This is a genomic window from Pseudomonas moraviensis subsp. stanleyae (assembly GCF_036283065.1).
In the GTDB taxonomy this organism is placed as follows: Bacteria; Pseudomonadota; Gammaproteobacteria; order Pseudomonadales; family Pseudomonadaceae; genus Aquipseudomonas; species Aquipseudomonas stanleyae.
Genome location: NZ_JAADJI010000012.1, coordinates 108776 through 123536, shown reverse-complemented (window position 1 = coordinate 123536; position 14761 = coordinate 108776). Strand labels below are relative to the sequence as shown.

The following is a 14761-nucleotide window of genomic DNA, read 5'->3' as shown; positions in this document are numbered from 1 at the left end:
GCCCTACTCACCTTGTGCTTCCCGGACTCATTCGTTAGCCATGTTTCACGAGATTCAATGCCGGCAACGGTCCGCCCGGGAATTGCGCAAGCACGCCCTGCTGCACACCGCCCAGATCGATGCCGTAAAAACCCAGTTGAGTAATCAGTTCTGCAACCCTGGTTTTGCTCGCAGCATCCTCACCGGAATAAAACAGTACCCGCTTGCCGCCCTCGGTGGTGGGGTCGGTCAGCAAAGCCGCGAGCAAATGATTGAAGGCCTTGACCACGTGCGCGCCGGGCAGCATCTGCGCCACCACTTGTGAAGACGGCTGGCCGCCCAGATCGACCGGTTTGAACAATGGCGCCTCGATCGGATTGTTGGCGTCGATCACGATGCGCCCGTCCCAAGGCCCGAGATCGCGCACGGCATCGGGAATTTTCGACCAGTTCACCGCCAGAAAGACGATGTCCGCCTGACTGGCTTGCTGAGCAGTTACGGCTTGCGCGAGTGGTCCCAATTCGCCGACCAGATCGGCAAGGCTCTGCGGCCCGCGGCTGTTGGCCAGGCTGACCGGCAGGCCGGCGTTGACGAGCAAGCGAGCGATAGCGGTGCCGATCGAGCCAGTACCAATGATGCTGATGTTCATGTCTCTTTCCTCAAGTAGTTGGTGAGGCTATGAGACGCTTTTTGATCTTCCACCAGTAGTGGAAGACAAATAGAATCACTTTCAATTATTCGTTGAAGGTGCGCAGATGGAAACGCTAGGTAATTTGCTGTCATTCGTGCGCAGCGCCGAGGCGGGCAGCTTCTCTGCCGCCGCGCGACGCCTGGGCCTGACGCCCGCAGCGGTCAGCCGCAATGTCGCGCAACTGGAGGCCAACCTCGGCGTGCGTTTGTTCCAGCGCAGCACACGCAAGCTCACCCTCACCGAGGCTGGAGAGCGCTTTCTGGCCAACGTCGGTTCGGGACTGGAAACCGTTCAGGCGGCAATCGCCGATGTGGCGGGCAACGCTGGCGAGCCTTCAGGCGTTCTGCGCCTGAGTGCGTCACCGGGTTTCGCCCGGGATTTCCTGCTGCCGCTGATGCCCGAATTTCTCAAGCGATACCCTTCGGTAACTCCTGAATGGCACCTCGACAATCGTCAGGTCGATCTCATCGCGGATGGATTTGATGCGGCCATCGGCGGCGGCATCGAGCTGGCGCAGGGCGTGGTCGCCAGAGCCATCGCCCCGGCGCATCTGATTTTGGTGGCCTCGAGGGAATACCTCTCGGCGCGCATGCGCATCCGGCGCATCGAAGAGCTTTCGACGCTGGATCATCTGGCCATGCGCTCGGTGCAGACCGGCAAGGTGCGCAGCTGGATGCTGCAAGGGCCCGAGGGGCAACGAGCGCCATTGGAGTTGACGCCGCGCCTGTTGGTCAACGATCCGCAAGCGCTGTGTCAGTGCGCGCGGCTGGGATTGGGAGTTGCGCTGTTGGCGGTTCCGGATGTGCTGTCGTATCTGCAGAACGGTACGCTGGAAAGGGTTTTGCCGGGGTGGTATGTCGATGCGGGGCAAATCCATTTGTATTTCTCCAGCCAGAAACTGTTGCCAGCGAAAACCCGGGCTTTTGTAGATTTCCTGGTCGCTGAGGCTCGAGAGGATGGGTGGATGACTCGGCTCGATGCTGGGGCTTAGCAAGCAAGTTATACGACCTCTAAAACCTACGCAGCACCACAACAGAGCAGTTTATCGAGCCTTTCAAGCTTGCCGCCCCGGCTCGACTACGGTACAAATCGGGAAGTTGTACGACAACATAATAAAAAACTGAGCCACCCTGAGTGGCTATCACTTTTGAGATCTGCCATGTCCCGCCCTGAATTTGCACCTACCGTACCGCCACCCTTCCCCCGCTATCTCGCCGTGATCATTCTGTTGTGCATGGGTTGTGCGTTCGCCGGCAACCATGTCGCGGCACGTGTGGCTTTTGATGATGGCGCGGGGGTGTTGCTGGCGATCCTGATGCGTTCCGGCGGGACCCTGCTGGTGCTCGCCATTCTGGTGCTGTGGCAACGGCAGAGTTTGCGTCTGCCAGCGGGCGCCTGGCGCTGGCAATTGTTGTTGGGCCTGCTGATCACCGCGCAGAGCTTGTGTCTGTACTCTGCTGTCGCACGGGTGCCGGTCGCTTTGGCGCTGCTGGTGGCCAACGTGTTTCCGATCCTGCTCGCCTTGTTGACCTGGGCACTGGGCGGCCCACGACCGAGCGCGCGCACGGCGATGTTGATGGGCTTGATCCTTGTCGGGCTGGTATTCGTGCTGGACGTCCCGGGACGTCTATCAGACGGCGCCAGTGTCGGCCCGGAATGGCTGCTGGGCGTCGCGCTCGCCTTCTGCGCCGCCAGCGTATTCGCCTGCGCGCTGTGGATCACCGATCACAAGCTGTCGCAAGTGCGCGGCTCGGTGCGCAGCCTGCTGACCATCTTCATCGTCTTCAGCAGCGTCAACCTGGCCGGACTGACCGGCGCCCTCCCCGGCGGACTCAACCTCCCCGCCACCTCAACCGGCTGGCTGGCCCTCGCCACGCTCGTGGTGCTGTATGGCACCGGTTTTATCGTCCTGTTCATCTCCGTACCCCGACTGGACATGCCGCGCAACGCCCCGGTGATGAATATCGAACCACTGGCGACGTTGTTGATGGGCTGGATCGTGCTGGATCAAATGCTCAGCAAAGGGCAGATCGTAGGTGGCGTGATTGTGGTGAGCGGGATTGTTTTGCTGACGTATCGCAAAGCGCCGGTGAAGGTTGGGGTGAAGGCTGAGGTTTGAGGGGGTGTGGTGGCGGGGTTTTTGTTTGTGAGTCCTGCTTATCGCCGCCAGCTCGATATCGGATCAGCAGAATCGCTCCTGTTAGGGTGATTGCATTCCAAGGCAAGGCACTTACCAACTACCGTACGGGATGCCGAACTTGTCGATATACCGTTTGGCCTTTTCACTCACCGGATAGGCATAGCGCCCGCCATGCTTGCCCTGCTCCGGGCCGAGAGGTTCGAGTTCGCCTTGAGCATGGGAAACTTTTATCGGGCGGTGGCATGAGTCCCTGACCCACGCCTGGAGCGCTCCCCCCGGGGCGAGACCCACGAGTAGCGTTGCCGAGTAACGTGCGGTTCTTTCGGGAGTTTTCGGGCACCGCTGGTGTGTGGACTGCACCATCAGTTGCCTCGCTTCTTCTGGAATCTCTATGAAGCCTTTATAGGTTTTTTGCTCCGATATCGACTGCCAACGGACAAAAATCATTCGAGGAAGGTCAGCACCGGTTACCGAAACTCCAGAACCACCGACGGTTCCCCAACCGCGGGCAGACTCCGTCCCATCTTCTGGTTCGCCTCCGGGAGCAGATTTTCCGCCGATTCTGAAAAACATTCTGTTATTGATATCCAGCACCGAGCTGTCTTCAACCCAGATTTTCATGTAATTCGGCTCAACGAATCCTATTTGCCACCAAGGAGACTTGGGGTCGCTTTCTCCACTTTCCAAACCTCCGTTCTGGCAGCCCATTAACAATAAAGCGCCAAGCAGAGCAACTACAGACTTCATTACCAGAGCTTCCAATCAGCTACGTGAGGATGTTGTACACGGATCGCGTCTTCCGTCGGGGCGTTGATGTAAACCGCGTCGATACCGCTCCCGTCTCTTCTTCCGAGGGGATGATTCCAGTTTGCAGAGGTATGAATGTACTTTAGCCTGAGCAAAGCCTCTTCTTCTGCAGTTGTTCTGTAGTTTCCTGTGAGAAATCGATCACAAAGAGATTGGAGTTCTGCCGGCACGGAGTATTCGTCATCTTCGGGTATGTCGATGAATTGAATGCCCTTTTCTTTTGCCAGCTGATGCATGACTCTCAAATAAACCCGCGACAGTTTTCCGCTCACCGGACGTTTCAGTTGTAGAGCGGCATATACGCGCTTCTGCCCCGGTGAAAGCCTGTCTTGATGCTCTTGCGGGATTTCGAAGGAAGCCGGGGTGACAATCTCCAGCAGATGCGCAGGCCATCCTTTAGCAATCCACTCGCTTTTTACGCGCGCAGCGTCGTGATAAATCGACGTCGTTGAAACGTCTACGTACCGAGGTACAGCGAGAGTTTGCATAGGGCTGACGAGCACGCATTCCTCTACTTCATCGAGATAGCTGCCGCCAATGTCCGAATGAACCCCGGGGAGAGTGTACTCAGGGTGCGCAGGTTTCACTCGACTGAGCGCAAAATTAGCGCGACATTCATCACGCGCTACGAGATGTACGACATCGGTGAAGTATTTACGGTCGAGGTAAAGCCTCACACCGGGAGCTATAGGACTTTTCACCCGGCCGAGATTGGTGAAGCCGGCAATCGAGGGCACCGTGTCAAAGAGCCCGATAAAACCCATTTTGATGCCGTTTCCGTATTGATTATCAAAGGTGCGACTGAAATCTCCGGCGTTCCGGTTTAGGAGATCTCCTAAAGCTCCCCGCTTACCCCGCACCACTTCATTTGCGAAGTGCCGTGCAGCAGCAGCCCCACGACTGAAGCCAAATGTATCAAACGTCAGGGACGCAATTTCACTGTCGGGGTTCTCTTGCAGTGCCTCTTCAATAGCTTGTTTTATCTGCGTGAAGGACGCTTGTACGCGACTCGTAACACCGGTCTCACCTCGCCCCGTTCCAGAAGCCACGGCGCTATCCTTCTGATTGCTTTCCGTGCCTATACCCTCGACGTATATTGGACTTGAGACGTACTTAAGAACGCCATCGCCTTCGGCTTTCTGGGTCTTTTTATATAGAGAATACAATTTCTTGATATTGGATGGCCCGGCTCCATAACTACTGTCCGGATCACTCATGTAAGGCATACAGCTAGCCGGAATATCCTCCGGCGCAATCGGATGCTGAGCACCACACAACAACCCCGCAGCAGAGTTATTGGCATTGTTGCCCGTGCCATCAAAGAACACCCCGATCCTCAACGCGATGCCAATCTTCTCTGGCTCGCGCGCAGGTTCTTTCCCATGTTTCTCATACTCGGCCCAGTGCTGGGCGTGTATGTCGACGGGTTTGGCTTGTTCGTAGCGGTAGTTTTTCGGCGGGTTTGGTACGTAGCCACTCAATCCTTGATTCCTTGTTCTGATCCTTGAAGAACGGCCCGAAGGGTGACAGTCGGGGCCGGGTGGTGCAAGCCGTGGCGGTGTGCCAGCCATGGCACGACCGTGGGATGCGACGAGGTTTAGCTCTCGTCGCGTTGGGGGTTATTTGGCTATTTCGACTTTATCCAAAGCTTGGTTCACGGCGATTTCGCCGAGCATGACGACTTGGGCGATGCCCAGCAGGGTTTTGCGGCGCGGGTTGTCGAGCAGCGCGGCGAAGTCGTAGAGCATGGTGGTGGCCGAGCCGAGGGATTCGCTCGCGTTGGCCAGCAGGGATTCGGTGTCGTATTTCGGGTTGGCGAGGAACATCTGTTCCGGGATGTTGGTGCTGGCCAGTATGTCCGCCGGGCCGAGGTAGTGATCGAGGGCGCGTTCGGCGGCTTCGTGGAGTTTTTTCGAGGCGCTGGATTCGTAGGGGGATGCGGGGTCGGTGGTTGGCGGATTGGGTGTGACTTTGAACATGGTGAAACTCCTAGTTAGGAAAAGGAGCCTTCACATTCGCTACCAAACGAAGGTGGCGGCCATACGCGGGTTGGTAGACCGGTAACTAGGAACCGGCACACCCGAAGGTGTCCTGCGCATGGCCACCATTGAGCAGAGACCTGAAGCAGGTCCGCGAACGGCGCGCGATGCGACTAGTTATGGCGGGCTACCAAACCCGATCGCTGTTCTGCAGCGACCGACAGACGATAGAACCCGCGACCTAGACGCACAAGCCGGCGGATTCTGGCGTAGTCGTAGGGAATGGCGCAAGGCGTTGTAGCCGTTTGCTTAAGGCTGGAGTTACTGTTTAAACGGGCTGAGGGTTTTCTGTTTATTTGGTGGTGAATGGGCTGGCGTCATCGCGAGCAGGCTCACTCCTACAAGGGATTGGGGCTCGTCCAACATCATTGGTGTTTGGGCAACTCAAATCCTCTGCCGCTAGTTATCCTTGGGCCTTCAAAACCTCACTCAAAAACCCCAGTGCTCGACGAAACACAGGGTGGCAATCGTCATACGGCAAGTCATCGAGCGGGGCCCAGAAAAAATCGAAAACATGCCCATGATCATCCAGTGTCTGGTGAGACCATCGTTCCGGCAGTGGCCCAAGCACCGCGCAAAGTTGGAACGACCAGACCTGTGCTTGGTGGCCAGACTCCCAGCATCCCAAATCCTGAGCGATTGTCGCGTCGTCTATGCCGGACTCTTCCGCCAGTTCTCGCAAAGCGGCCTGAGCGGGTGTTTCTCCGCGCTCGATGGATCCTTTCACCAGTTGCACCCCAGCCTGCGGATGACGAAACAAAAGAATCCTGGGACGCAGCGCTAAACACAGCACGACCGAGCAGGCCTTATCGGGATGCATAGCGATTTCCTTATCGGTAGTAAAACGATCACCCGCGAAATGCGGCATCAACCCTGCGTCAACTTCGGCCAGATCTCGAACCATCTCTTTGACTGCACGCGCTCCACAAACATCGCGTATTTATCACTTTCAAATCGGGCGGTCGGCCGCACTTTCAGCGCGAACAGATCCTCAAGCCCCAACGGTGCCAAAACCTCTATTTCGTCATTCTGGCCAAACCTGACCCCGACTGCCGTCGCAGTTTCAGGCCAGAACGTCATTGCATCGGCAACTGCTCCATAAGGCGCATCGGCGTTGCGCTGGTGCATGCGTGCCTGGTTCTTTACCGACCAGTTGACGCCGCTACACAGCGTCGCAAGCTCGGCTTCCAAGGCTGAGTCCGTTTGCGCACTGGGACGTGTTTTGTCGAACCAGATGACATCAATGTCCTCTGGCAACGGCGAGGGTTCGCGCTGGTGCAGATGATCCCAGACCAGGCTGCGCACAAACCCGGCGGCAACCCAGCTGTCCGGCAATTTCAGATTCCTGACTGTGTGCAGGATGTGCATCCGGACGGGATCCCGGGTAATCAGATCCCGCAGTTGCGCTTCAAGATTCAATTTGTCCAATCCATTGCACTTGAGTGGAAGAGCCTATCAGACGTATCGGTAAGACATCGCCGGCGCCGGCGTTGCCCCGCTTCCTCACTCCATCAGCCGCAATTCGCTCGCTGCAAGTTGATGCAATGGGGCATGGTGACCGCCGTTGAGCCGGAAGTCTGGGTGCTGCACGTTTCCCGTCGGCTCGCCGCGCCCAAGGTGTGCGCTTTTTTCGATTTCATTTGCGCGCGCTACCCGAACAAGTCCCTTGTGCTGAATGACTCGCGCAGGCGAGCTTTGCACGATAGGGTCAACTGGCGCTCACTGCTCAAACCTTGAACTCTTCCTTGAGCAAATCGGCAAACTTGTCTTTTGCACGATGAGATTCAACGTGCTTGTTCCAGATAAAGTAGTTTTGCACGGGCGTTAGATCTTTGAAGAAGAATCCTCGAATGCCGCCGATTTGCTGGAACTGATCAAATATTCCTTTCGGTACCAACGATACCCCCGCGCCCGCACTGACGCACCCAAGGATGGTGCCATAACTGGCTATGCTTGTTATCGGGTTGGATATGTTGTGCCGCTCCAGCCAGGCAACCAACGTCCTCCGGTAGGGGCATCCTTCAGGCCACATGAATAAATCCATGCCATGCAAATCCTCTGGATGGTTTAGTGGCCCGGCGGACGGCGAAGCAATCAGGACCAGATCCTCCTCATAGATCTCGATACTCTCGATATCCGAGTGTTCCGGCCTCACGGCAATGATTGCCCCATCCAGTTTATGACTGACTACCTCAGCGGATAAATGCGACCAGTCGCCAGTGCTGAATTGCATCTGCACCGCCGGGTAAAGTTGATGATACCTGGACAACAGCTTGGGTAACCTGCCCGTAGCAGACGATTCTATGGCGCCAATCCTGAGATCCCCCGATGGCGCTGACGACAGATCAAGCGCTCGGTGCGACTCCTCGCACAAAGACAGGATTTTGTTGGTATAGCCGAGAAAAATCTGACCGGAAGGGCTGATGATCAATCCCCTGCCTTTCCTTATAAAAAGATCAACCCCGAGTTCTCGCTCCAATTGTCTGATTCGATTGGTGATATTGGACGGCACACAGTGCAGCTCTTCAGAAGCACGAATAATACTGCCTCGATCAGCGACCTTTTTGAACATGACGAGCTGCGACAATTCCATCCCAATACTCATTGAAAGTGAACAATCGAATCAATATAAGTCAGTTGTTGTATGCCCTCAATGAGGTTTATTTTCCTGACTGGTCATCGCCTGCGCCCTATGAGCAACCATGCCTTCACCCCCAAAAATCGAAGTTCTACGAGGATTCAATGCATGGATGTTGAACACGCTGTTCTTGCATTGGGTTTCTTCGCGTTTTGTGGTGGCCTGATAGACGCTGCGGTCGGTGGCGGAGGCCTGGTACAGGTGCCAGCACTTTTACATGCTCTGCCCCAGTACAGCCTTGCCACCGTTTTCGGCACCAACAAACTGGCGGTTCTGGCTGGCAATATTTCATCAATATCGGGTTATCTGAAGCGCATAAAAATCCGCTGGAATTTAATGCTTCCGACCATGCTCGCTGCTTTTTTATCTTCTTTTCTCGGAGCTCTCTCAGTATCCCTTGTCCCTAAAAGATTGATGGAGATCGTTGTCTTTTTCATATTGATAGTCATGGCTATCTACACATTTATGGAAAAAAAACTTGGTTTGGCAGGCAAAGACCGACACTTTGGAACGAAAGACATTTGCCTTGGAATTTTCTTTGGCAGCCTGATCGGTTTTTACGACGGTGTCTTCGGCCCGGGCAGTGGCAGCCTGCTGCTGTTTATCTTCGTCAAGGTCTTTGGCTTTGATTTCCTCAATGCATCAGCCTCTGCAAAACTGGTCAATCTGGGGACGTTCAGCGCGGCGCTTATATTTTTTATCCCCTCCGGTAATGTCTTGTGGGCGATTGGCGGCGTGGTTGCTTTATGCAATATGGCCGGCGCGCTGACCGGTGTCTTCTTGGCATTACGTTATGGAAGCAGCTTCATCAGAGTTTTTTTCCTGATTCTGCTTGTATTTCTGATAGGAAGAATGGGCATCAATATATTTTCGTAGACATTAGCCAGCTCAGACAATCCGTCGTGAACCCCCGAGGATCGCCTGCCCTGGCAAGTCAAAACTGATACCTGGTAGCCTTGCTAGCGGTCAGGCTCTTCACAACGCGGCAAGCCAAACACCACCCGCGCGCCCCTCGGTTCATTGCGCTCGGCCCACAACCGCCCGCCATGACTTTCAATGATCGTGCGGCAGATCGACAGGCCCATGCCCAGCCCGGTGGATTTGGTGGTGTAGAACGCCGTGAACACCTGCTCTGCCTGTTCGCAGGCGAAGCCTGGACCTGAATCGCTCACGCTGATTTGCACGTTGTCGCCTAACGCTCTACTGCGAATCAGCAGTCGCCGCTGCCCTTCTTCCATGTTCGCCATGGCTTCGAGGCTGTTGATGATCAGGTTGAGCAACACCTGTTGCAGCTCGACTCGGTCGACTGACACCAGAGGCAAATCTGCGGCCAGCTGAGTGCTCACCTCGGCGCCGTGTTTGAGCGCTTCACCACGGCTGAACCCGACCATCTCTTCCACTAGCGCATTGAGGTTGGCGGGCTGACGCTGCGGCGGCGTTTTGTGGATCAGCGCGCGGATGCGTCCGAGAACGTCTGCCGCCCGGTTGCCATCGACAATGATATGCCGCAGGCCCTGCTCCACCTCGTCGAGGTTCGGCGGTTGCGCACCGAGCCAGCGTAGCGCGGCGTTGGCATTGGTTACCGTGGCGGCGATCGGCTGATTGACTTCGTGAGCGATCGACGCGGCCAACTGGCCCATGGTTGCCACGCGATTGGCGTGGGCCAGTTCCGTTTGCACCTGGCGATAACGGCGCTCGCCTTCGCGCACTTGTTCTTCGGCGAGCTTGCGTTCGCTGATATCCAGCACGAAGGCCAGCCCCTGCTGCTGACTGGCTTCGAATGCGGCCAGACCGACAATCACCGGCAGCCGACTGCCATCCTTGCGGACGTATTCCTTTTCGAATGGCTGGGCGCGGCCGGTGCGGATGGCGGTTGCCAATGCGGCGTCGCTGTTGGCGCGCATCGACGGCGGGGTCATGTCGCGCCAATGCACGAGACCCGACAGCAGCTCATCCCGGGCGTAGCCGACCATGCGCAGGAACGCGTCGTTGGCCTCGATGATCTTCCCCTCCACACTCCACACAATGATGCCGATGATGTTCGCATCGACCAGCCGACGGATTTTCGCTTCGCGCTCGGCGAGGTCGCGGTACAGGCGCGCGTTGTCCAGCGAGATCGCGGCCTGCGATGCCACCAGCCGCAGCACGGCCAGACGCGCCGGGCTGAATACCCCGGCGGACAGGTTGTTTTCCAGATACAACGCCCCGGCCACCCGTGCCTGATTCATCAGCGCCAGGCACAGGATCGAGCGCGCGCCACGCTGCTGAACGTATGGATCAGCAGCGTATAGCTGATCCGCAACGGCGTCGTCCAGGCACAGGTTTGCACCGGTGCGCAGCGTCTGGTAAAGCACCGACTCAGCCAGCCCCACCGCGTGCAGTGGTTCGTTGCACAGCTGCGTGGCACCGTCGCCGATGCGGGTTTGCGCGGCGATATAGGGCACGTCGGCATTCAGCAGAATGAGCAGGCCATGCTCGGCCCCGGCCTGTTCGATCGCGATGTGCATTATCGTCTCAATCAAACGGTCAAGGACGATTTCGCCGGCGACCGCTTGAGAGACCCTGAGCACCGTCGCCAGGTCCAGTTGTTCCACCGCTGTGATCAGGGTGGTGGTCGGACTGGGCAGTGCTTCTTCAGTGCGCAGAAAACGGTGGCGTCGTTCCAGCTCCCGCACTTTGCCGGCGGCGCCCCAGCGCAGATAGGCGTAACGCGCGTCGCGCAGGTAGACGCGGGATATCTTGGCCAGACCTCGAGCACTGTAGAACCGCGCCGCCAGTTCGTTGGCCAGCGCTTCGATATGAAGCAAACCATTGTCTTGGGCCAACTGAATGGCTTGCTCGTACTGCAACTCGGCTTCGAGCAACTGCCCGGTGATGCGCGCCACTTCCGCGCCGACCAGCGCCACCTGACTGGCGAAGGTTTCCGCACACAGGCGCGCCCACGTCTGCAACTGCGCATGGTGCTGGCCCAGGCGCTGCAACGCATCGCCATGAGTTTCGCCGTGCGCCGTCAAGGTCAGCGCCGCATAAAAATGGTATTCGGCCTCCTCGAAAAACGCCGAAATCACCCACAACAGTCCCTGCGCCTGTGCCGCGCACTCAGCGGCCGCCGCGTAATCTCCCGCCAGGTAGCGCGCCTGCAACTTGCGCACCCAGTACTTGCCGCGCGCCAGCGCCAGATCTGCCGAGCTGGCCAGATGCACCTCGACAGCTGTTTCGTCGAATCCGTCATCGTTGAAACAGCCAAAGTGCGGCGTCTGTCCGCGCATCGTGCGGATCAGTGCCAACTGGCAGCGCATGAAATCCGCCACCAACCCGAAACCGACCTTCTGCGCATAGGCCAGCCCTGCTTCAGCCTGAGCCTGCACCTCGGGCAGCGGCTCGCCGATATACAGCAGATCGGAAATCAGGCTGTTTCCGGCAAACGCTGCATATGGCAGATCCCCGCTGCGATGGGCCGCGTTGAGTGCACGGCGCAACAGCTCACGGCACTCGCGCACTGGCCGCATCCAGCGCACCACGAAGATCGAGAAACACAAATAGGTGCTCGCCTCGTAACGCGTGAGCCCACGTCGATCAACCAGATCGCAGCCCAGACGGCCAAATCGATAGCCGGCGGCATAATCGCCAAAACGCGGCCCCGACACGCGGCCGAAATTGGCGTAGAGCAGGCACGAGGCGTCACAGTTGCCATATTGCAGGCTCAGGCTGATCGCTTTGCAGATGGTCAGGCTGGCGAGGTTCAAGTTCGATTGCACTGCCGGCGCGAACAGTTTGCCCAGCGCATCGAGGGTCACCCGTGCGGCGGAGTCCTCCATCGGCGGCAAGTCGATCATCTGCTCGATAGCGCGTCCGTGCAGATGGGTCCAGACCTGCTGATACTCATCGTGTACCAGGGCATCGTCCGGATGCGCTGACCAATCGATGCCGACCTGACGCAGATAGGCCAGACACACCGCCACCGCACGGTCACTGCGATCAAGCAGCAGATAGACATCCATTTGCAGGCAGGCCACCGCCGCGCGCTCGACGGTGGTCACGGCGCGCTCGGCCAATGTCGCCAGGCGCGTGTCGGCCAGCGCCAATTGGCCGGTGAGAAATTCGCATTCGGCGCGGTTCAGCTCCAGAGCAAAACCCAGTTCATGACGACTGTCATAGCCCTGCTCGCCCAGCAGCTCTGCGCCGGCACCCAGATAGGTAAGCGCCGAGGTGTAGGCGGTCGAGGCCTTGGCGCGCTGACCAGCGAGCAGGTTGAATTCGGCGAGCTGCTCACGTTCGGCGCGCAGGCTGATCAGGTGCGCACCGCGATTTAGCTGGCCGACAATTTCGAAGATCGCTTCCTCGCGCCGCTCACCCTGTGTTTGTAGCGCCAGCAGGCGGCCGATGCGCAGATGCATTTGCGCCCGTTCGGTCTCAGCGATCAGCGAATACGCTGCTTCCTGGATGCGGTCATGCACAAACCTGTAGGCACCGTCCTGCCTCTCGACCAGCTCCAGCCGCACCGCCGGCCATATCGCCGCGTGGACGCGAGGTACCGGCAGGTCGAGGACAGTGGGCAGCGTGTCGAAACGTGCGACGTTGCCCAGGCAGGCCAGTTGTTGCAGGGCCAGGCGGGTCTCCAGCGGCAGCCGCGCCAATTTGCCGACCATCAGATCGACGACGTTGTCGGTGTAGCCCTTGCCGTTGATCAGGTGCACATCCCAACGCCAGCGATTGCGCTCAGGCTCGTAGATCAGCAGTTTTTCCTCGGCCAGGGCGTGGAAAAACTGGATGACGAAAAACGGATTGCCGGCAGTCTTGTCCAGCACCAGCCGCGCCAACGCGACGATACTCGCCGGCGGGCAGCGCAACGACTCGCTGATCAATTGTTCGATGTGCGCGCCAGCCAGAGGCGTCAGACGAATCTCGTCAATCTGCACGCCGGCATGACGCAGAGTGTTGAGGGTGCGGCTGAGTGGGTGATCGCAATCCACCTCGTTGTCGCGATAGGCGCCGACCAGCAGCAGATGAGGAATCTCGGCGCGGCTGAGCAAATCTTCAAGCAGATCGAGCGTGGCCGCGTCGAGCCACTGCAGGTCGTCAAGGAATAGTGCCAGCGGGTGCTCGGCCTGGGCGAACACACCGATGAACCGCTGCAAGGCCAGGAGGAAGCGCTGCTGCGCCTGCTGCGGTTCCAGCTCTGGCACGGCGGGCGGCTCGCCGATGATCAGCTTCAGCTCGGGGATCAGATCGGTGATCAATCGTGCATTCGGTTCCAGCGCCCGCACCAGTGTTGCGCGCCATTCAGCCAGCACTTCGGCGCGCTTGCCCAAAAGCGTGCGCACCAGGCCCTGAAACGCCTGCACCAATGTCGAATACGGCACGTCGCGCTGGTACTGGTCGAACTTGCCGGCGGCGAACAGGCCACGTGAAGGCACCAGCACTTTGTGCAGTTCACTGACCACCGACGATTTGCCGATGCCGGAGTAACCGGAAACCAGCACCAGCGCCGGCGCGCCTGTTTGCACCACACTGGCGAAGGCATCGATCAGTGTTTGCACTTCGTGTTCGCGGCCGTAGAGTTTTTCCGGGATCAGCAAGCGCTCGAAGGCGCCCTGCTCGTTCAGCGTAAAGGTCTCGATCTGCCGCGCCCGGCGCCATTCGTCGAGGCACCGGCGCAAGTCATGCTCGACGCCGGCTGCGGTCTGATAGCGTTCCTCGGCGGTCTTGGCCAGCAGCTTCATGACCACCCGGGAAAGCATCGCCGGCACCGTTGCCACTCTTTCGCACGCTGGCATCGGCAGCCGAGCGATGTGGCAATGCACCCACTCCATCGGCTCATTGGCGCTGAACGGCAGCGAACCGGTGAGCATCTGGTAAAGCGTTACGCCGAAGGCATACAGGTCACTGCGTGAATCGATCGAGCGATTCATCCGCCCGGTTTGCTCCGGCGCCATGTAGGCCAGCGTGCCGGCGATGGTCTCCGGCGGCGTGGGCGCTTGCCGTTCGCGGGGCAAGCGCGAGGCCAGACCGAAGCCGGTCAACCGCGCCGCGCCATCACGGCAATGGACGACGATGTGCTGTGGTTTCAGATCTTTGTGCACCAGACCACGCTGATGCAGATGGCCCAGCGCCCTGGCAATGTTCGCAGCCAGTTCCGGGCAGGTTTCGATGCCCAGCGGTGCGACCAGCAATCGCGACAACGGCTCGCCGCCCGGATCATCGAACAGCAGGCGAACCCGTGTGCCCGCGCGCTCGAAAGCAGTCGGCCGCAATGCCCAGGCAGGATCGAGGTCTTCCTTGAGGCTGTATTCGTGCGCGAGCCGGTCGAGGGTCGCCGGCAAAGGCTGACCCAGCGCCGGACGCATCGCCAATACGCTGCCCTCTCCCGAACCGCGCTCACGGGACAGCACCCGCTCGCCGTCGTCCCACAAAATCTGTTTTCTGCTGGCCATCTGCGTCGACACTGCTCAAGGTTCTTCTGCCGC

Annotated in this window: 11 protein-coding genes; 3 read left to right on the top strand and 8 right to left on the bottom strand. The window is 58.5% G+C overall.

Annotated elements, in window-relative coordinates; all coding sequences use genetic code 11:
• Positions 1-34: 34 nt before the first annotated feature.
• Positions 35-628, bottom strand: a complete 594-nt coding sequence (locus GXB78_RS22040) for an NADPH-dependent F420 reductase (protein ID WP_329516976.1) — start codon at positions 626-628, stop codon at positions 35-37.
• A gap of 106 nt (positions 629-734) precedes the next feature.
• Between GXB78_RS22040 and GXB78_RS22035 the strand changes: the two genes are divergently transcribed.
• Together GXB78_RS22035 and GXB78_RS22030 are read left to right on the top strand one after the other, a co-directional pair.
• A complete protein-coding gene (locus GXB78_RS22035) occupies positions 735-1661 on the top strand; it encodes a LysR family transcriptional regulator (RefSeq protein ID WP_329516975.1) in 927 nt (308 codons plus the stop codon).
• Between the two features lie 168 nt (positions 1662-1829).
• Positions 1830-2789, top strand: coding sequence for an EamA family transporter (locus GXB78_RS22030; protein WP_329516974.1), 960 nt, complete (start codon positions 1830-1832; stop codon positions 2787-2789).
• 111 nt (positions 2790-2900) lie between these two features.
• Here the strand turns inward: GXB78_RS22030 and GXB78_RS22025 are convergent, their stop codons facing one another.
• From GXB78_RS22025 to GXB78_RS21995, 6 genes are all read right to left on the bottom strand, one after another.
• Positions 2901-3557, bottom strand: coding sequence for a DUF2931 family protein (locus tag GXB78_RS22025; RefSeq protein WP_329516973.1), 657 nt, complete (start codon positions 3555-3557; stop codon positions 2901-2903).
• Complete coding sequence (locus tag GXB78_RS22020) at positions 3557-5098, bottom strand: T6SS phospholipase effector Tle1-like catalytic domain-containing protein (RefSeq protein ID WP_329516972.1); 1542 nt, start codon at positions 5096-5098, stop codon at positions 3557-3559. Before GXB78_RS22020 ends, GXB78_RS22025 begins: the two co-directional genes overlap by 1 nt.
• A 138-nt stretch (positions 5099-5236) precedes the next feature.
• The gene (locus tag GXB78_RS22015) at positions 5237-5596 is read right to left on the bottom strand and encodes a DUF6124 family protein (protein ID WP_042609640.1); all 360 of its coding nucleotides are present in this window, start codon (positions 5594-5596) and stop codon (positions 5237-5239) included.
• A 463-nt stretch (positions 5597-6059) separates the two neighbouring features.
• Positions 6060-6476, bottom strand: coding sequence for an NUDIX hydrolase (locus tag GXB78_RS22010; RefSeq protein WP_329516971.1), 417 nt, complete (start codon positions 6474-6476; stop codon positions 6060-6062).
• A 47-nt stretch (positions 6477-6523) separates the two neighbouring features.
• On the bottom strand, positions 6524-7075 hold the full coding sequence (locus GXB78_RS22005) for a nucleotidyltransferase family protein (RefSeq protein WP_329516970.1): 552 nt from the start codon (positions 7073-7075) through the stop codon (positions 6524-6526).
• A 307-nt stretch (positions 7076-7382) separates the two neighbouring features.
• Entirely contained in the window at positions 7383-8249 is an 867-nt protein-coding gene (locus GXB78_RS21995; protein ID WP_329516969.1) for a LysR family transcriptional regulator, read from the bottom strand.
• Between the two features lie 153 nt (positions 8250-8402).
• Here GXB78_RS21995 and GXB78_RS21990 point away from each other — a divergent pair, with 153 nt between their 5' ends.
• Positions 8403-9170: a sulfite exporter TauE/SafE family protein gene (locus GXB78_RS21990; protein WP_329516968.1), complete on the top strand. Its 768-nt coding sequence runs from the start codon at positions 8403-8405 to the stop codon at positions 9168-9170.
• A gap of 83 nt (positions 9171-9253) precedes the next feature.
• On the opposite strand, the gene GXB78_RS21985 is transcribed toward GXB78_RS21990, so the two are convergent.
• Positions 9254-14728: a trifunctional serine/threonine-protein kinase/ATP-binding protein/sensor histidine kinase gene (locus tag GXB78_RS21985; RefSeq protein ID WP_329516967.1), complete on the bottom strand. Its 5475-nt coding sequence runs from the start codon at positions 14726-14728 to the stop codon at positions 9254-9256.
• Positions 14729-14761 lie beyond the last annotated feature (33 nt).